This is a genomic window from Burkholderia cepacia complex sp. TUM26381 (assembly GCF_057439935.1).
Window position 1 is genome coordinate 239,839 of sequence record NZ_CM172007.1, and the last position, 15,320, is coordinate 255,158.

Below are 15,320 nucleotides of genomic sequence, written 5' to 3' on the forward strand. Positions count from 1 at the left end.
GCGACGGAGCGACTGAGCGATGATCTTCCGGCAACTTTTCGACCCGCAATCGTCGACTTATACGTATTTGCTCGCTGACAGCGCGTCGCGCGAAGCGCTGCTGATCGACCCGGTGTTCGAGCAGGTGCGCCGCGACGCGGCGCTGCTCGACGAGCTTGGGCTACGGCTCGTCGCGACCGTCGACACGCATGTGCATGCCGATCACGTGACCGGCGCATGGCTCCTGAAGCAGCGCACGGGCAGCGCGATCGCGATCTCGGCCGCGAGCGGCGCGCAGGGCGCCGACCGCTACCTGAACGACGGCGACCGCTGCGCGTTCGGCGCGCGCTACCTGACCGTGCGCACGACGCCCGGCCACACGAGCGGCTGCATCAGCCTCGTGCTCGACGACGAATCGATGGCGTTCACCGGCGATTGCCTGCTGATCCGCGGCACCGGCCGCACCGACTTTCAGCAGGGCGATCCGCGCGCACTGTATCGCGCGGTGCACGGCCGGCTCTTCACGCTGCCGGCCGCGTGCCTTTTGTATCCGGCGCACGACTATCGCGGGCTCACGGTGACGAGCGTCGGCGAAGAGCGGCGCTTCAATCCACGCCTCGGCGGCGATCTCAGCGAAGACGATTTCGCGGGCTACATGCGCAACCTCGGGCTCGCGCATCCGCGTCAGATCGACGTCGCGGTGCCGGCGAACCTGCAATGCGGCGTTGCCGCAAACGCGCCCGATGTGCAGGCGGCGCCCGACTGGGCGCCGCTCGTCTATACGTTCGCGGGGTTCTGGGAAATCGATCCGCAGTGGCTTGAGGATCACCTGCCGGCCGTGCAGGTCGTCGACGTGCGCGAGCCGGACGAATTCGCGGGCCCGCTCGGCCATCTGCCCGGCGCGACGCCGATCCCGCTCGGCGAACTGGCCGCGCGCGCCGGCGAGATCGCGCGCGACCGGCCGGTCGTGACCGTGTGCCGGGCCGGCGGGCGCTCCGCGCAGGCGACCGTGATCCTGCTGAAGGCCGGGTTCGATGCGGTCGCGAATCTCGGCGGCGGGATGCTGCGCTGGCGCGCCGAGGGGCGTGTCGTGAGGGACGGCCGGTCGTAGCGACCGAAGCCGCACAAAAAATATCCGGAGCGATGTCGAACCGGCCCGGCGCCGTTCGTCGTCAAGGTATCCGTTCATGTGGCGCCGCAAGACGCGGCGCCGAAACCCTGAGAGAACCCGCGATGATGCCGACGCTCTATGCCCATCCCTTTTCATCCTACTGCCAGAAGGTGTTGACCGCGCTGTACGAGAACGGCACGCCGTTCGAGTATCGCCTGCTTGCACACGACGATCCGAAGCCGATGCAGGAACTGACCGCGCTGTGGCCGCTGAAGCGCTTTCCGGTGCTGGTCGAAGCAGGCCGCACGGTGATCGAGGCGTCGATCATCATCGAGTATCTCGGCCTGAACCATCCGGGCCCCGTGCGCCTGCTGCCCGACGATCCGCACGCCGCGCTCGAGGTGCGGATGATGGACCGTTTCTTCGACAACTACGTGTCGACGCCGCAGCAGAAGGTCGTGCACGACGCGCTGCGCCGGGAATCCGAGCGCGATGCGCGCGGGGTCGCCGATGCGCGCGCGATGCTCGACACGTCGTACGCGTGGCTGGACAACAAGATGGCCGATCGCGAATGGGCGGCCGGCGATCATTTCAGCCTCGCCGATTGCGGCGCCGCGCCGTTCCTGTTCTACGCGGACTGGACGCACCGGATCGATCCGAAGTTTGCGAACGTGATCGCGTATCGCAAGCGTCTGCTCGCGCGGCCGTCGTTTGCGCGCGCGGTGGACGAGGCGCGGCCGTTTCGCTCGTTCTTCCCGCTCGGCGCGCCCGATCGCGACTGACCTGCGCGGCCGTTGCGCGGCGCGCCGCCGCCGCGCACGGCCGGCAGCGCGCGCCAGGGCGACGGAATGAAAGCAGCAGCGGCAGCATCGCGGCTCCGGTCCGTCACATCGTATGCGTGACCGACTGCGCGAGCGTCAGCAGTTCGTCGAACTGCGTGATCAGCTCGAAGCACAGCAGGAACGCGAGCGTATAGGCGGGCGCGGGGAAGCGCCGGATCGTCGCCAGCACCTGCGGCGCGAAGCGTGACCGGATCGTGTCGCGCGTCAGCAGCCACGCGATCGCGATGCCGATCGCGGCGCCCGCGATCAGGTCGGTCGGGTAGTGAAAGCCGAGATACGCGCGCGGCAGGCAGATGAAGACGACCGAATACAGCAGCGCGACGATGCCGACGCGGCGCGCGATGATGAAGATGCCGGTCGCGATTGCCATCCACAGCATGGCGTGATCGCTCGGGAACGAACTCCATGCCTGCAACGTGGCGGCGCGCAGTCCGGCCGACGGGAAGTGCAGGTGCAGGTCGGGGTTGTAGATCGGCCGCACGCGGAACGGCAGCACCTGCGCGAGCAGGCGGCCGAATGCGAGTGCAATGAGTCCGCTCGCAATCGTCGCGACGACCAGTTCGCGTTGCCGCTCGCGCTCAGGGCCCGGCTGGAACCACAGCCAGCACAGCACGGGAATGAGCACGAAGCCCTTGAACGTGTACAGGCCGGCAATCACGCGGATCGCGTGATTCATCAGTGGGCCGAACGTCACGTGGGTGAGGAAGATCTGGATCGTGGTGTCGAAATTGTTCATGTTCTGCGACCCCGGCGGACGCAGCACATGACATGCGGCCGGCAGGATCTGGAAGCGCGCTCGCCCGGAGCGCAACGGGGGGCAAGTATGTCACCCGTTTTTTCGAAGAAAATGCGAAAAAATACCGGGAATCCCCTGATAAAACGGGGCTGTGTGGTGGGGCCGGATGGGAGAGCGCCGCGCGGTGCGGCAGGGTCGAATCGTCCGACGTTTGCGCGCGAGCACGCATCGCCGTTGTAAAAATATTGGGTTGAACTGGGCAATCTGGCCGGCCGGTGCGGACCTTGCGCCGGATGAACGATTGCCGGGCAATACGCGGGCGAATCTGCCGGGCCGCGCGGCGTCATGCCTGCGCCGATCGAAAATAAAAGAAAAGGCGGGCAAGCCCGGTGGGTCTGCCCGCCTCGTCTGCGCGACGCCGGATGTCAGTTGCGCCAGACCCGTACGGCGAGCGCGGCCAGCGATGTCGCAACGGCCAGCGCGGTCACCGCATTCCAGCCCAGTTGCGCGAGCAACAAACTGCCGATCGCGGCGCCGGCCGCCATCCCGATGAACATGCCGACGAACAGCACCGCGTTGAGGCGGCTGCGCGAGGCGGGATCGATCCGGTAGACGATTGCCTGGTGCGCGATCAGCGTCGCCTGCACGCCGAGATCGAAGCCGATCGTCGCGACCGCGAGCAGCACGAGCTGCGCATGCGGCGACATCAGCGGCGCGGCGGCCATCGACGCGAACGACAGCGTCGCGATGCCGATGCCGATGCGCGTGACGCGCTCGGGGCCGTGATGGTCGGCCAGGCGCCCGGCGATCGGTGCGGCCAGCGCGCCAGCGGCGCCCGCGAGGCCGAATGCGCCCGCGGCCGCGCTGCCGAGATGAAACGGCGCGCCGTGCAGCATCACCGCGAGCGTCGACCAGAACGCGCTGAAGCCGATAGCGAGCAGCCCCTGCGCGAGCGCGGCGCGACGCAGGGCCGGATGATCGCGCCACAGCGCGCCGAGCGACGCGATCAGTGCGCGATAAGGCAGGCGCGTGGTCGGCTCGAAGCGCGGCAACCCGCGCGCGGCCACCGCGCCGATCACGGCGACGCTGACGGCCGCGAGCGCGAACATCGCGCGCCAGCCGGCCGTTTCCGCGATGAAGCCGGCCACGACGCGCGACAGCAGGATGCCGAGCAGCAACCCCGTCATCACCGTGCCGACGATGCGGCCGCGATGCGTGTCGTGCGCGAGCGTCGCGGCGGCCGGCACGACGTCCTGCGCCATCGTCGCGGCGAGGCCGATCGCGAAGCTCGCCCCGAGCAACAACCCGAGCGACGGCGCGATCGACGCGAGCAGCAGCGCGACGACTAGCGCGGCAGCCTTGGTTACGATTACGCGGCGCCGGTCGAAGCGGTCGCCGAGCGGCGCCAGCAGCAGGATGCCGAGTGCATAGCCGAGCTGCGTGAGCGTCGGCACGAAGCCGATCGCGCGCGCCGACGCGCCGAGATCGGGCCCGAGCGCGCCGAGCATCGGCTGCGCGTAGTAGAGCGGGGCGACGCCGAGGCCGGCGGCGGCCGCGAGCAGCAGCACGAGCCGGCGATCGGGCATTGAATGGGCGGCCGGATGGGTGGCCGGATGGGCCGGGGCATGCGCCATACGGGGCGCGGTGTCGAGTCGGGTCGGGGTGGACATGGTGTGCATCCTCGGTTGGATAACGCGATGGACGCGAGTGTGGCGGCACGTGGCAGGCCACGGTAGTGCCGCCCTGCGCAGATTTGTTATACGCTGCGCGAATGACCGAGAAATCTTCCTCTTCTCCCGCTGCTGGCGGGCCTCAGCGCGTTCAGGCCGTGCCGGTGGACGGCGCCGGCTATCGTTTCGAGCTGATGGAAACCTTCGTACGCATAGTCGAGGCCGGCAGCCTGTCGGCTGCCGCCGCGCAACTGCATACGACGCAGCCGACCATCAGCCGGCGGCTGCAGGCGCTCGAACGTTCGCTCGGCATGCGGCTGCTGCAACGGACGACGCACACGATGCGGCTGACCGTCGACGGCGAGCGCTGTTTCAAGCGCGCGAAGGAGCTGCTGGCGAACTGGGCGGCATTCGAGGCTGACTTGCGCGGCGCGCAGGAGGAGCCCGACGGGCTGCTGCGCGTCGCGGTACCGCACGCATTCGGGCAGGAGCGTTTCGTCGCGCCGCTCGCGCAGTTCCTGCGCGACTATCCGCGCGTGTCGATCGAATGGCTGCTGCAGGACGAAGTGCGCGATTTCGTCGGCAGCGGTATCGATTGCGCGATCCAGGTCGGCGAGCCGACCGATCCGGGCGTGGTCGCGATCCGGCTGACGAAGGTGCCGCGCTTCGTGGTCGCCGCGCCGTCGGTGCTGAACGGCGCCGACGTGCCGGCCGACCCCGACGCGCTGGCCGAGCTGCCGTGGCTCGCGCTGCGCACCTACTACCGCAACGAGCTCGCGCTGACGCACGCCGCCACCGGCGATACGCGGCGCATCGCGATCCGGCCGCGCATCACGACCGCGAACCTGTATGCACTGCGTAGCGCGGCGCTGCTGGGCGTCGGCGCGTGCGTCGGCTCGTCATGGATGCTGGCCGGCCATCTCGCGCGCGGCGAGCTCGTGCACCTCGCGCCCGAGTGGCAGGCCGCGCCGCTGCCGGTCTACCTGACCTATCCGCATGCGCAGTTCTATCCGTCGCGGCTCGTGCGGTTCGTCGCGATGATGCGCGAGGCCGTGCCGCCGCTCGTCGAAGGGCGCGAGGGCGATCCAGCCGGCGCGTGATGGCACGTGCCGTCAGCCGCGCCGGATCCCTTCCGGCAGCGCGCTGATGCGGCGCACCTCGGGCGAGTCGAGCCACGCACGCGACGTCGCGCAGTCGACGAACATGTCGGTCGCGTCTTCGCCCCAGAACAGGTCGCCGTCGAGTGCGAAGGTCGGCACGCCGAATACGCCGTCGGCGATCGCCTGATCGGTGTTCGCGCGCAGCGCGTCCTTGACCGGTTGTGCTTCAACGGCCGTCACGCCCTCCGGGAAACCGACGGCTTCGCACAGCGCGGCGAAGCCTTCCGGCGTCGACACGTCCTGGCCGTCGCGCCAGATATGCCGGAAGATCCGCCGGATCGCGTCGCGTGAACTGCCCATCGCGATCGCGAGGCGCAGCGGCTTGATCGGGTTGAACGGGTGCGCGGGCGGCATCCGGAATGCGATGCCGAGCTTGTCCGCGCGATATTGCGCGTGACGATAGGTGAAGACGCGTTTGGCCGCGATTTCCGCCGGCGCTTTCTGGCCCCAGTGCGCGAGCAGCGCGCCGAGCACGATCGGCCGCGGCTCGAACGCCGCGGCGGGCGGCAGGCGGTCGAACTGTTCCTGTTGCAGATAAGCGAACGGCGAAACGAAATCGAAATACCAGGTGGCGGTACGTGCGGCGTTCATCGCGAGCGTCTCCTCGTGCGGGTCCGGTGGATCGGGGCGGACCAGTGTCGCACGCGGCGGCGTTTTGCGCTGCCGCATCGCTTTTTCGCCGCCGGCGCGACCGGTGCGCTATGCGGCTTCCACCAGCGCCGCGAGCCGCGCCAGCGCCATCTGCCAGCCGGTCTCGTTGTCGGCGGCCGGCACGCCGGGCGGTACGCCGTCGTGCACGGCGTCCACGCGCGTGCCGCCCGCTTCGTCGGACAGCGTGATCGTGATCGTCATTGCGCCGCGCAGCATCGGATCGTCGGTTTCGAACACGTCGATCTCGACGATCTGCTTGTCCGGCACGAGCGTGACGAAGCGGCCGTGATAGGTGTCGGTGCGTGCGCCGGACTTGCCGGTGCCGACCAACGGCGCGTCGTAGCTCAGCGACACGCGCAGCGCGCCGCCTTCGCGTGCATCGTACGCATGCACGCGGCACGTCATGCCGTCGGGCACCTTCCATTGCTCGACTGCGTGCGGGTCGAGCAGCGCGCGGTAGACGCGCCCGCGCGGGGCGTTCAGGTGCCGGCTGACCCGGGTCGAATGCGTGTGCGTATGCAACATGTGGCCTCCCGCGGAGCGCGCGCGACGGTGCACGCCGGAGCCCGGCGTGTCGTCATGCTTCCTTCAGGAATCCTAGGCGTGGGCGCGGCGCCACGCAATGACCGCGCATTCGTCTGCGTTCAGCGTAGCGTTGCGGCGAATGCGTCGAGCTGCGTGATGCAGGTGTTCCAGCCCTCGAAAAAGCCGAGCGCTTCGTGGCGCTCGCGCGTCGCGGCATCCGGATGCATCACGCGCGCTTCGTAGCGGCTGCCTGCATCGTCGTCGGCCATCGTGATGACTGCCGTGAAACCCATCCATGGCGCCTGCGGCCGCCAGCCGCCGGTGAGCATCGACGTGAAGGCGATGCGCGATTCCGGCACGATTTCGAGGAAGCAGCCGGGGTTGTCGCTCGTGCCGCCGTCGGGGCCGCGCATGAACGTGTGGAAAGCGCCGCCCGGCCGCAGGTCGAATGCGCGCACCTCGGTGGTCCACGGCTGCGGGCACCACCATTCCTTCAGCAACTCGGGGTCGGTCCATGCGCGCCACAGCGCGTGGCGCGGCGCGCGCAGCGTGCGCGTGATGACGAGATCGTGGGCTTCAACGGGTTCGACGTGGCTGGCTGACATCTTGCTCCTCCTGATGATGGCGTTCGACGAATTCGACGAGACGATCGGATCGTGCTTCCCACAGCGCGCGCTGCGCGGCGAGCCATGCCTCGGCCTCGGTCAGCCGGCTGCCGACCAGCGCGCAGGTGCGCGAGCGGCCGGTTTTCCGGGTCTCGACGAGGCCGCTGCGCTCGAGCACGGCGACATGCTTCATGAACGACGGCAGCGCCATGTCGAACGGCGCGGCCAGCGCGGAGACGGTCCGCTCGCCCTGGCCGAGCGCGCTGACGATCGCGCAGCGTGTCGGATCGGCAAGGGCGTGGAAGACGTCGCTGATGCCGGGTTGAAAGTTAGCCATATGGCTAAGTGTAGACGACGTGACGGGCGATGCAGCGAAAATTTTCGTCGCGTACGATGATGGGGCGGTAACGCGCGCCGACCGGGTGCGACGTTGCCGGACGCCTGCCGCCGTCGCGAGCTTCGATGGCCGGCCGGTGCTCTTTCGATCCCGGCCCATGCCGAACCCGCGCGTGCGGCCCACCTGACTACCGGAGATGGCATGACCGAATCTGTTACCGTCCGCCGCGTCGACGCGCGCGAAGCGATGAGCTGTGTCGACGCGCTGGCCGACGTGCTGGTCGATTGCGTCGAAGGCGGCGCATCCGTCAGCTTCATGCTGCCGATCGAGCGGCCGACTGCCGTCGCGTTCTGGACGCGCGTGGCCGAGGGCGTCGCGCACGACGAGCGCATCCTGCTCATTGCCGAGGACGCGTCCGGCCGGATCGTCGGCACTGTGCAGGTCGTGACCGGCCAACCCGAGAACCAGCCGCATCGCGCGGACATCGCGAAGATGCTCGTGTCGCGGCATGCGCGCCGGCAGGGCATCGCCGCACGGCTGATGGCGGCGGCCGACGCGGCCGCGCGCGACGCCGGCAAGACCGTGCTCGTGCTCGACACCGTGACGGGCGGCGACGCCGAGCGGCTGTACGAGCGGGCCGGCTGGCAGCGCGTCGGCGTCGTGCCGAACTACGCGCTGATGCCCGACGGTGCGCTCTGCGCGACGACGTACTTCCACAAGCAGTTGGCGTAACGGCATCCGTCATGCATCCGGTCGCCCCGGCGCTCCTGTGCTTCACGCTCGCGGCGGGTGTCGTGGCGCTGATCGCGCCGGCGTTGCTCGCGGTCGCGTGGCGGTGCCGCACGCAGGTGCCGTTGCGCGTGTTTTTCTACGGCATGCTGACCTTCTTCGTGTTCCAGCCGGTGCTGCGTCTGTCGTGGCAGATGCCGCTGTTCTACTGGCTCGGGACCGGTCCGCGCTGGCGTGTGCCGATACTCGCGTTCGCGGCGTTGACGGCCGGGCTCTTCGAGGAATGCGGGCGCTGGGTCGCATTCCGGTATCTGCTGCCGAAGCGGCACGACACGCAGACGGCGGTGATGCTCGGGTTCGGGCATGGCGGGCTGGAGGCGATGCTGCTGGTCGGTGTCGGGTTTGTCGTTCTCGGCACGGGCTACCTGCTCGCGGATGCGGGCTACGCCGTGTCGGCCGGCAATCGGTCGCTGATCGGGGCGCAGTTCGCGGCCATGACCCCCGGATCGCCGTTTCTCGCGCTGTTCGAGCGGGCGAGCGCGATGGCCGCGCATGTGGGGCTGTCGCTGATCGTGCTGCAGGCGTTCGTCCGCGGCACGAAGCGCTGGCTCGCGTATGCGATCGCGTTCCATTTCATGTTCGACCTCGCGGCGGTGCTGCTGACGCGGTACTGGCATGTCGACACCGTGCTGGTCGAGATGCTGCTGTTCGTGTGCAGTGTCGCGCTTCTGGGGTTGGGGATGCGCTGGAGCCGACGGGGCGCGGGGGCGGGCGATGCGCGTACGGGGCCCGCCGTGTGACGGACCTGCTTCGTTTCAGCCCTGCGCGGCGGGGTTTGCCCGGCGGATGGCCTGCCGTTCCCCCGTTCGCCACCGGCTCACGAGACTCAAGCCCATCCCGGCCGTGACGATCGCAATACCCGCGAGCGCCGGCGCATGCGGCCGTTCGCCAAGCAGCAGCACCGCCTCGAGCGTGGCAAGAAGCGGCATCATCGCGGCGAAGGTCGCGCCGATCGCCGGGCCGAGCGCGACGACGGCCTGGCTGAAGCAGTAGAGCGCCAGCACCGACATCAGCACGCCCTGGTAGACCGCCTGCGTCGCGATGGCCGCGACCGGCGCATGCAGCACGGCATCGCCGCGCATCGCGAGATAAAGCGGGCAGTAGAGCACCGCCGAGCCGACCGCCACGACGGCCGTCGCGTGCAGCGCACCGGTTCCGGCCCGCTTCGTGGTCACGTTGTAGACGGCCCACAGCAGGCCGCCGAGCACGAACAGCGCAAGCGCAGGCAGCCCGATCGCGCCGTGCAATGCGTCGGACGCAGTCAGCACGATGCCGAAGAGGATCGCGGCGATGCCGGCGATCTGCGCGGCGCTCAATCGTTCGTGCGCGACCTGCCGGCCGAGGATGGCCGTGAACGCGATCATGCTGCCCGGCGTCAGCGCGAAATAGCCGACCGGCGCGCGGCTCAAGGCTGCCGAGACGGTCAGGATGTACGGCGCGCCGGCGCCGGTCACCATCAGCGCGATCGATGCCGGGCGCAGCGTGCCGAGGCCACGGCGCAGCAGGACGGGCAGCAGCAACGTGCCCGAAACGGCGAAGCGGATGAATGCGATGTCGTACGCGTCGAATGCCGAGTGCGTGACGCCGAGGCGCGTGACGACCGGAAAGCCGCCCCAGATGAGCGCGGCGAGCAATCCGTAGCTGATGCCGGCGAGCCGTTCGTTGCTGTTCATGTGCTGTCCTTGCCAGGCGGCCGCTGCGCGAGCGGTGGAGCGAGCCGATAGGGGGCAAGGATGCTGCGCTTCGAATCGTACGTCCAATATATTATTTGGACGCTATTAGGTCGTAAAAAGTCTTTATCGAGGCGGGAGGGGGCTCGTGGCGGCGCGCGCGTGGACGTCTGCCGGGTCGCGGCGCGTGCTGGCCGTCGAGCGGAAGCCAGCCGGCATGAAAAGCGGGGCTGGACGCGTTGCCGGTCCGATATATTCACGTTCACGCAGGAAGACTCCACCGCCACGCCACGGAACCGCGCCTCGATGAAACGCTCCCACGTCGCTTTCGCCCTCACGGGCCTGCTGGTCGCGCTGCCGATTGCCGCGTATGCGCTCGTCAAGCCGCTGCGCGTCGTCGCGCCCGCGCTGGTCCCCGGCGTGTCGTGCCCGAGCGCCGACATCTGCACGGACGATGCCGCGAAGCTCGGCGACGCGCAGCAACTCTATCGCGACGGTTATGCGCGTGCGGCGGCGGCCGTCGGCGCGTTCCGCGACGCACCGCGCGTCGTGTTCTGCTCGACGCGCGCGTGCGCCGACGCGTTCGGCCTCGGCACGCGCGCGGCGCTGACGCTCGGCGATTTCGGCGTGGTGATTGCGCCGCGCGGCTGGCAGACCTACTTCCTCGCGCACGAACTGATCCATCACCGCCAGGCGGAAGCGCTCGGCAACCTCGCCGTCGTGACCAAGCCGCGCTGGCTGATCGAAGGGATGGCGTATTCGCTCAGCGAAGATCCGCGCCATCCGCTGGCCGAGCCGTTCGAATCGTGGCGCACGCAGTTCGCCGCGTGGAATGCGGCGCGCGGCGGGCAGCCGCTGTGGGATGCCGCGCGGGCGGTGGAGTAGCGCAGCGCGCCGGGTGACGCGCGAGCGGCGTCAGTGGGCGGCGAAGGGATCGTAGCTGCCGAAGGTCCAGACGTTGCCTTCGGGGTCGCGCACGTTGTAGCCGCGGCCGGGATAGCCGTCGTTGTCCGTGGGCTCGGTGAGGATCTCGGCGCCGGCCGTCCGGGCGCGGGCGCAGTGCGCGTCGGGGTCGTCGATCACCGCGCATACGCACATGGTGATACCGCCTGCCTCGGACGCAGTCTTCCAGCGATACAGGTCGCGCACGGGGCCGGGGCGGGCCGAACCAAGCATCACCATCTGGCCGTGCAGCGTCAGCTCGGCGTGATGAATCAACGTCGGATCGCTCGCGTCGGCATAGACCGCGTGGCGCTCGAAGCCGAAGGCGTTGCAAAGGAAGTCGATGGCGGCCGGCGCGTTCACGTAGCGCAGGCAGGGGATGAGGGCGTGATGGACTGGCATGGTTCGAACCTCCGGGTTGGGGTCGGGTTCTGCTTCGTCGCTGCTTCAGGGGAAAAACGCGCAGGTTCGACCCGCCGCCTGCGCTCCGGGGCGTGGCGGCGGGCCGGCCCGTCAGACCGTCGTGTCGATGATGCCCGGGATCTTCACGTCCGGGTTCACGTCCGCGTCGTAGTCGACACCGGCGATCTCGAAGCCGAACAATCGCAGGAATTCGGTCTTGTAACCGGCGAAATCGGTCATCTCGTACAGGTTCTCGTTCGTCACGTGGTCCCACATCGCGACGACCTTCGACTGCACCTGCGGATCGAGTTCCTTGTAGTCGGCGCGCAGGCGGCCTTCTTCGTCGGTGTGCGGCGTCGTGCCGTACAGGCTGTCCTTCAGGAGCCCGTACACCTGCTCGATGCAGCCTTCGTGCGTACCGGTTTCCTTCATCACCTTGAACAGCAGCGACAGGTACAGCGGCATCATCGGGATCGCCGAGCTGGCCTGCGTGACGACGGCCTTCAGCACCGACACGCGAGCGTCGCCGCCGTGCGCGGCCAGCTTGTCGCGGATCGACAGCACCTTCTTGTCGAGATCCTTCTTCGCTTCGCCGATCGAGCCGTTCCAGTAGATGTCGTGCGTGATCTGCTCGCCGAGGTACGTGAACGCGGTGGTCTTCGCGCCGTCGGCCAGCACGCCGGCTTCAGCCAGCGCGTCGATCCACATCTGCCAGTCCTCGCCGCCCATCACGGCGACGGTGCCGTCGATCTCTTCCTGCGTCGCCGGTTCGAGCGCGACCTCGCGGATCACTTCCTTGTCGGTGTCGAGACCGCGGAACGTGACGGCCTTGCCGATCGGCTTGAGCGTCGAGCTGATGGTTTCGCCGGTCTTCGGATGCGTGCGGCGCGGGGCCGCGAGGCTGTAGACGACCAGGTCGACCTTGCCGAGATCCTGCCTGATGGTGTCGATCGTGACCTGCTTGACGTGGTCGGAGAATGCGTCGCCGTTGATGCTGCGCGCATAGACGCCCTTTTCGGCGGCGAATTTCTCGAACGCGGCGCTGTTGTACCAGCCGGCCGTGCCGGGCTTCGTTTCGCTGCCGGGGCGCTCGAAGAACACGCCGAGCGTGTCCGCGCCCGAGCCGAATGCGGCCGAGATCCGGGCGGCGAGGCCGTAGCCGGTCGATGCGCCGATCACGAGCACCTTTTTCGGGCCGTTGGCGATCGGGCCGTGCGAAGTCACGTAGTCGATCTGTTCCTTGACGTTGGCTTCGCAGCCGACGGGATGAGTCGTCACGCAGATGAAGCCACGCACGCGCGGTTTGATGATCATGGAAACCTCTTGTCAGAAAGGCAGAAACGGCCTGAAATCGGAAAAATCCCGCGCATTGTAATGGATGCGGCCGATCGCGGGCGGGCGCGGCCGGACGGTGCCGGATCATCCGGTTATTTCTCTCTTGACAGAAATAACTGAAATGAATAAATTTGCCGACATGGAACTCACACCGATAGCCGAACGATTCATTCTCCACTGGGGCGAAATGGGCTCGCGGTGGGGCGTCAACCGCACCGTCTCGCAGATTCACGCGCTGCTCTACCTGGCTGGCCGGCCGGTCGCGGCCGACGAGATCGCGGAGACGCTCAACGTCGCGCGCTCCAACGTCAGCACGAGCCTGAAGGAGCTGCAGGCGTGGCGCCTCGCGAAGGTCGTGCACGTGCTGGGCGACCGCCGCGACCACTTCGAGACGTCGACCGACATCTGGGAGTTGTTCAAGCTGATCGTCGAAGGGCGGCGGCAGCGCGAGATCGAGCCGACGCTTACGGTGCTGCGCGACTGCCTGACGAATCCGGAGATCGCGAACGAGAGCCGCGAGACCGAACAGCGCATCCGCGACACGCTGCAGTTCGTCGAGACGCTCACGACCTGGTCGGACGAAATGCTGCGGCTCAAGCCCGATACGCTGATGAAGGCGCTCGGCATCGGCGCGAAGATCAGCCAGACGGTCAGGCGCAAGCCGTCGAAGTAAGCGGTAACGGCAGTGCGGGCGGACAGCCCGCTTTTTTCGGGGTTGTTATTTCTGTCTGTACAGAAATAACTGTAAATAGAGGATGAAAATGAACGTAGTCCTGCCGTCGACCTGCCAGCACGATCGCACCGGCGCGCGCAGCATGACCGTTCTCGTCTGCGGCGCGAACGGCTTCATCGGGCGGGCGCTGTGCGCGCAGCTCGAAGCCGGCGGCCATCGCGTGCTGCGCGGCGTGCGTCACGCTGCCGGGCCGTGCGACGTCGCGATCGACTTCGCGAAGGACGTCGATCCGCAAGCGTGGCTGGCGCGGCTGGCAGGCGTCGATGTGGTGATCAATGCGGTCGGCATCCTTGCCGATCGACGCGGCGCGACGCTCGACGCCGTGCATCGCGCCGCGCCGTGCGCGCTTTTTACCGCGTGCTGCCGCGCCGGCGTGCGGCGCGTGATCCAGATCTCGGCACTGGGCGTCGAGCGCGGCGATACGCGGTACTTCGCGAGCAAGCACGCGGCCGACCGCTTCCTGCAGACGTTGCCGATCGATTGCCGGATCGTGCGGCCCGCACTCGTCTACGGCGTGGATGGCGCGTCGGCGCGGTTTTTCCGGATGCTCGCGAGCCTGCCCGTGCAGATGCTGCCGGCCGGCGGCCATCAACGGCTGCGTCCCGTGCATGTCGACGATCTCGCTGAAGTCGTCGCGCGGCTCGTCGTGCAACCCGGCGACGCGCAGGCGGCCGGCAGCCGGGTGATCGACGTGGTCGGCAACGACGAAGTCGAATACCGCGAGATGCTGGCGAGTTACCGTGCCACGCTGGGCTTCCCGCCGGCTGCCCGCGTGATGCTGCCGGGCCCGCTGGTCGGCGCGGCGGCCGTGCTGTCCGGCGCGTTGCCGGGCGCGATGCTGACGCGCGACACGTGGACGATGCTGCGCGGCGGGAACACCGGCGATCCGGCGGCCGCCGCAGCCGTACTGGGCCGGCCGCCGCGCGGCATCGGCAGCTTCATCGGTGCGGACGCCGCCGCGCTGCGCCGCGACGCGCTCGCGATGTGGCGGCGCCCGTTGCTGCGGGGCGCGCTCGCGATCGTGTGGATCTGGACGGCGATCGCCAGCGCATTCATCCATCCGCTGCACGCGAGCCTCGCGCTGCTCGCACCTGCGCACCTGACGGGGCTGCCCGCGCTGATTGCGCTCTATGCGGCCAGTGCGCTGGACTTCGCGTTCGGCATCGCGTCCGTCGCCGCGCCTTCGCGGCGCCTGTGGGCCGCGCAAGCCGTGCTGATCGTCGCGTATTCGACCGTCATCGCGGTCACGATGCCCGGCCTGCTGGCCGAACCGTTCGGCCCCGTGCTCAAGAACGTGCCGATTCTCGCCATCCTGTTGATCCTTTATTCAGAAGAAGAACGAGCATGAATACCTATCTCGTCATCAAGGCGCTTCACATCCTGTCCTCGGTGCTGCTGGTCGGCACGGGGTTCGGCACCGCGTTCTACCTGTTCTTCGCGAACCGCACGCGCTCGGTGCCCGCGATCGCGGCCGTGTCGCGGCTCGTGGTGCGTGCGGACTGGTGGTTCACGACACCGGCCGTGATCTTCCAGCCGGCGTCCGGGCTATGGCTCGCGCATACGGCCGGCTGGCCGTGGCATACGCCGTGGCTGCTCGCGTCGATCGTGCTGTATGCGGTCGCCGGTGCGTGCTGGCTGCCGGTCGTATGGCTGCAGCTCGAACTTGCATCGATGGCGAAACTCGCGCACGCGAATGGCGACGCCGCGTTGCCGGAGCGCTACTGGCGCTACGCGAAGCGCTGGGAACTGCTCGGTTATCCGGCGTTCTTCGCGATGCTGACCGTCTACTTCCTGATGGTGGTCAAGCCGATGTGAGTCTGTCGCCGCCGTGCG

The 15,320-nt window shown here is 68.5% G+C and carries 18 protein-coding genes; 9 read left to right on the plus strand and 9 right to left on the minus strand.

The genetic code is table 11. The features are described from left to right. Positions 1-19 precede the first annotated feature (19 nt). Complete coding sequence (locus ACWMMN_RS17900) at positions 20-1,090, plus strand: rhodanese-like domain-containing protein (protein ID WP_059238635.1); 1,071 nt, start codon at positions 20-22, stop codon at positions 1,088-1,090. Positions 1,091-1,212: 122 nt separating this feature from the next. Continuing rightward, positions 1,213-1,872 carry a glutathione S-transferase family protein gene (locus ACWMMN_RS17905; protein WP_174991610.1) on the plus strand — a complete coding sequence of 220 codons (660 nt, stop codon included), beginning with the start codon at positions 1,213-1,215 and terminating at the stop codon, positions 1,870-1,872. Positions 1,873-1,975: 103 nt separating this feature from the next. Here ACWMMN_RS17905 and ACWMMN_RS17910 read toward each other — a convergent pair whose 3' ends face one another. Then, positions 1,976-2,668, minus strand: coding sequence for a phosphatase PAP2 family protein (locus ACWMMN_RS17910; protein WP_059240880.1), 693 nt, complete (start codon positions 2,666-2,668; stop codon positions 1,976-1,978). 425 nt (positions 2,669-3,093) lie between these two features. Next, complete coding sequence (locus ACWMMN_RS17915) at positions 3,094-4,338, minus strand: MFS transporter (RefSeq protein WP_342705440.1); 1,245 nt, start codon at positions 4,336-4,338, stop codon at positions 3,094-3,096. A gap of 101 nt (positions 4,339-4,439) precedes the next feature. Here ACWMMN_RS17915 and ACWMMN_RS17920 point away from each other — a divergent pair, with 101 nt between their 5' ends. Beyond that, the gene (locus tag ACWMMN_RS17920) at positions 4,440-5,438 is read left to right on the plus strand and encodes a LysR family transcriptional regulator (protein ID WP_059238639.1); all 999 of its coding nucleotides are present in this window, start codon (positions 4,440-4,442) and stop codon (positions 5,436-5,438) included. 12 nt (positions 5,439-5,450) lie between these two features. Here ACWMMN_RS17920 and ACWMMN_RS17925 read toward each other — a convergent pair whose 3' ends face one another. The 4 genes from ACWMMN_RS17925 to ACWMMN_RS17940 form a co-directional block, all read right to left on the minus strand. Beyond that, a complete protein-coding gene (locus ACWMMN_RS17925) occupies positions 5,451-6,089 on the minus strand; it encodes a 2-hydroxychromene-2-carboxylate isomerase (protein ID WP_059238641.1) in 639 nt (212 codons plus the stop codon). Between the two features lie 108 nt (positions 6,090-6,197). Continuing rightward, entirely contained in the window at positions 6,198-6,674 is a 477-nt protein-coding gene (locus tag ACWMMN_RS17930) for an SRPBCC family protein (protein ID WP_059238643.1), read from the minus strand. Positions 6,675-6,793: 119 nt separating this feature from the next. Continuing rightward, positions 6,794-7,279: an SRPBCC family protein gene (locus ACWMMN_RS17935; protein ID WP_256087085.1), complete on the minus strand. Its 486-nt coding sequence runs from the start codon at positions 7,277-7,279 to the stop codon at positions 6,794-6,796. Beyond that, positions 7,251-7,616, minus strand: coding sequence for an ArsR/SmtB family transcription factor (locus ACWMMN_RS17940; RefSeq protein WP_174991783.1), 366 nt, complete (start codon positions 7,614-7,616; stop codon positions 7,251-7,253). Before ACWMMN_RS17940 ends, ACWMMN_RS17935 begins: the two co-directional genes overlap by 29 nt. A gap of 201 nt (positions 7,617-7,817) precedes the next feature. Here ACWMMN_RS17940 and ACWMMN_RS17945 point away from each other — a divergent pair, with 201 nt between their 5' ends. Both ACWMMN_RS17945 and ACWMMN_RS17950 read left to right on the plus strand, forming a co-directional pair. Then, positions 7,818-8,348, plus strand: coding sequence for a GNAT family N-acetyltransferase (locus ACWMMN_RS17945; RefSeq protein WP_059238649.1), 531 nt, complete (start codon positions 7,818-7,820; stop codon positions 8,346-8,348). Between the two features lie 11 nt (positions 8,349-8,359). Then, on the plus strand, positions 8,360-9,145 hold the full coding sequence (locus ACWMMN_RS17950; RefSeq protein WP_486423737.1) for a YhfC family intramembrane metalloprotease: 786 nt from the start codon (positions 8,360-8,362) through the stop codon (positions 9,143-9,145). Positions 9,146-9,160: 15 nt separating this feature from the next. On the opposite strand, the gene ACWMMN_RS17955 is transcribed toward ACWMMN_RS17950, so the two are convergent. Next, positions 9,161-10,078, minus strand: a complete 918-nt coding sequence (locus tag ACWMMN_RS17955) for a DMT family transporter (RefSeq protein WP_256087087.1) — start codon at positions 10,076-10,078, stop codon at positions 9,161-9,163. Between the two features lie 303 nt (positions 10,079-10,381). Here ACWMMN_RS17955 and ACWMMN_RS17960 point away from each other — a divergent pair, with 303 nt between their 5' ends. Beyond that, positions 10,382-10,960 (plus strand): hypothetical protein, encoded by a 579-nt coding sequence (locus tag ACWMMN_RS17960; RefSeq protein ID WP_256087088.1) that lies wholly within the window; start codon positions 10,382-10,384, stop codon positions 10,958-10,960. Between the two features lie 30 nt (positions 10,961-10,990). Here the strand turns inward: ACWMMN_RS17960 and ACWMMN_RS17965 are convergent, their stop codons facing one another. After that, positions 10,991-11,419, minus strand: a complete 429-nt coding sequence (locus ACWMMN_RS17965; protein ID WP_059238657.1) for a VOC family protein — start codon at positions 11,417-11,419, stop codon at positions 10,991-10,993. Positions 11,420-11,530: 111 nt separating this feature from the next. Continuing rightward, on the minus strand, positions 11,531-12,733 hold the full coding sequence (gene fabV, locus ACWMMN_RS17970) for an enoyl-ACP reductase FabV (RefSeq protein WP_256087089.1): 1,203 nt from the start codon (positions 12,731-12,733) through the stop codon (positions 11,531-11,533). Positions 12,734-12,893: 160 nt separating this feature from the next. On the opposite strand from fabV, the gene ACWMMN_RS17975 reads away from it, so the two are divergent. The 3 genes from ACWMMN_RS17975 (at position 12,894) to ACWMMN_RS17985 (ending at position 15,302) form a co-directional block, all read left to right on the plus strand. After that, on the plus strand, positions 12,894-13,427 hold the full coding sequence (locus ACWMMN_RS17975) for a GbsR/MarR family transcriptional regulator (RefSeq protein WP_006480371.1): 534 nt from the start codon (positions 12,894-12,896) through the stop codon (positions 13,425-13,427). 88 nt (positions 13,428-13,515) lie between these two features. Continuing rightward, on the plus strand, positions 13,516-14,835 hold the full coding sequence (locus ACWMMN_RS17980) for an SDR family oxidoreductase (protein WP_256087090.1): 1,320 nt from the start codon (positions 13,516-13,518) through the stop codon (positions 14,833-14,835). Continuing rightward, entirely contained in the window at positions 14,832-15,302 is a 471-nt protein-coding gene (locus ACWMMN_RS17985) for a DUF2269 family protein (protein WP_059238660.1), read from the plus strand. Before ACWMMN_RS17980 ends, ACWMMN_RS17985 begins: the two co-directional genes overlap by 4 nt. The last annotated feature ends 18 nt before the right edge of the window (positions 15,303-15,320 follow it).

What these genes read in the sequence shown, in the direction of transcription:
- ACWMMN_RS17900 (WP_059238635.1), top strand. Translation starts at nt 20, where the DNA reads ATGATCTTCCGGCAACTTTTCGACCCGCAATCGTCGACTTATACGTAT.
- ACWMMN_RS17905 (WP_174991610.1), top strand. Translation starts at nt 1,213, where the DNA reads ATGATGCCGACGCTCTATGCCCATCCCTTTTCATCCTACTGCCAGAAG.
- ACWMMN_RS17910 (WP_059240880.1), bottom strand. Translation starts at nt 2,668, where the DNA reads ATGAACAATTTCGACACCACGATCCAGATCTTCCTCACCCACGTGACG.
- ACWMMN_RS17915 (WP_342705440.1), bottom strand. Translation starts at nt 4,338, where the DNA reads ATGTCCACCCCGACCCGACTCGACACCGCGCCCCGTATGGCGCATGCC.
- ACWMMN_RS17920 (WP_059238639.1), top strand. Translation starts at nt 4,440, where the DNA reads ATGACCGAGAAATCTTCCTCTTCTCCCGCTGCTGGCGGGCCTCAGCGC.
- ACWMMN_RS17925 (WP_059238641.1), bottom strand. Translation starts at nt 6,089, where the DNA reads ATGAACGCCGCACGTACCGCCACCTGGTATTTCGATTTCGTTTCGCCG.
- ACWMMN_RS17930 (WP_059238643.1), bottom strand. Translation starts at nt 6,674, where the DNA reads ATGTTGCATACGCACACGCATTCGACCCGGGTCAGCCGGCACCTGAAC.
- ACWMMN_RS17935 (WP_256087085.1), bottom strand. Translation starts at nt 7,279, where the DNA reads ATGTCAGCCAGCCACGTCGAACCCGTTGAAGCCCACGATCTCGTCATC.
- ACWMMN_RS17940 (WP_174991783.1), bottom strand. Translation starts at nt 7,616, where the DNA reads ATGGCTAACTTTCAACCCGGCATCAGCGACGTCTTCCACGCCCTTGCC.
- ACWMMN_RS17945 (WP_059238649.1), top strand. Translation starts at nt 7,818, where the DNA reads ATGACCGAATCTGTTACCGTCCGCCGCGTCGACGCGCGCGAAGCGATG.
- ACWMMN_RS17950 (WP_486423737.1), top strand. Translation starts at nt 8,360, where the DNA reads ATGCATCCGGTCGCCCCGGCGCTCCTGTGCTTCACGCTCGCGGCGGGT.
- ACWMMN_RS17955 (WP_256087087.1), bottom strand. Translation starts at nt 10,078, where the DNA reads ATGAACAGCAACGAACGGCTCGCCGGCATCAGCTACGGATTGCTCGCC.
- ACWMMN_RS17960 (WP_256087088.1), top strand. Translation starts at nt 10,382, where the DNA reads ATGAAACGCTCCCACGTCGCTTTCGCCCTCACGGGCCTGCTGGTCGCG.
- ACWMMN_RS17965 (WP_059238657.1), bottom strand. Translation starts at nt 11,419, where the DNA reads ATGCCAGTCCATCACGCCCTCATCCCCTGCCTGCGCTACGTGAACGCG.
- fabV (WP_256087089.1), bottom strand. Translation starts at nt 12,733, where the DNA reads ATGATCATCAAACCGCGCGTGCGTGGCTTCATCTGCGTGACGACTCAT.
- ACWMMN_RS17975 (WP_006480371.1), top strand. Translation starts at nt 12,894, where the DNA reads ATGGAACTCACACCGATAGCCGAACGATTCATTCTCCACTGGGGCGAA.
- ACWMMN_RS17980 (WP_256087090.1), top strand. Translation starts at nt 13,516, where the DNA reads ATGAACGTAGTCCTGCCGTCGACCTGCCAGCACGATCGCACCGGCGCG.
- ACWMMN_RS17985 (WP_059238660.1), top strand. Translation starts at nt 14,832, where the DNA reads ATGAATACCTATCTCGTCATCAAGGCGCTTCACATCCTGTCCTCGGTG.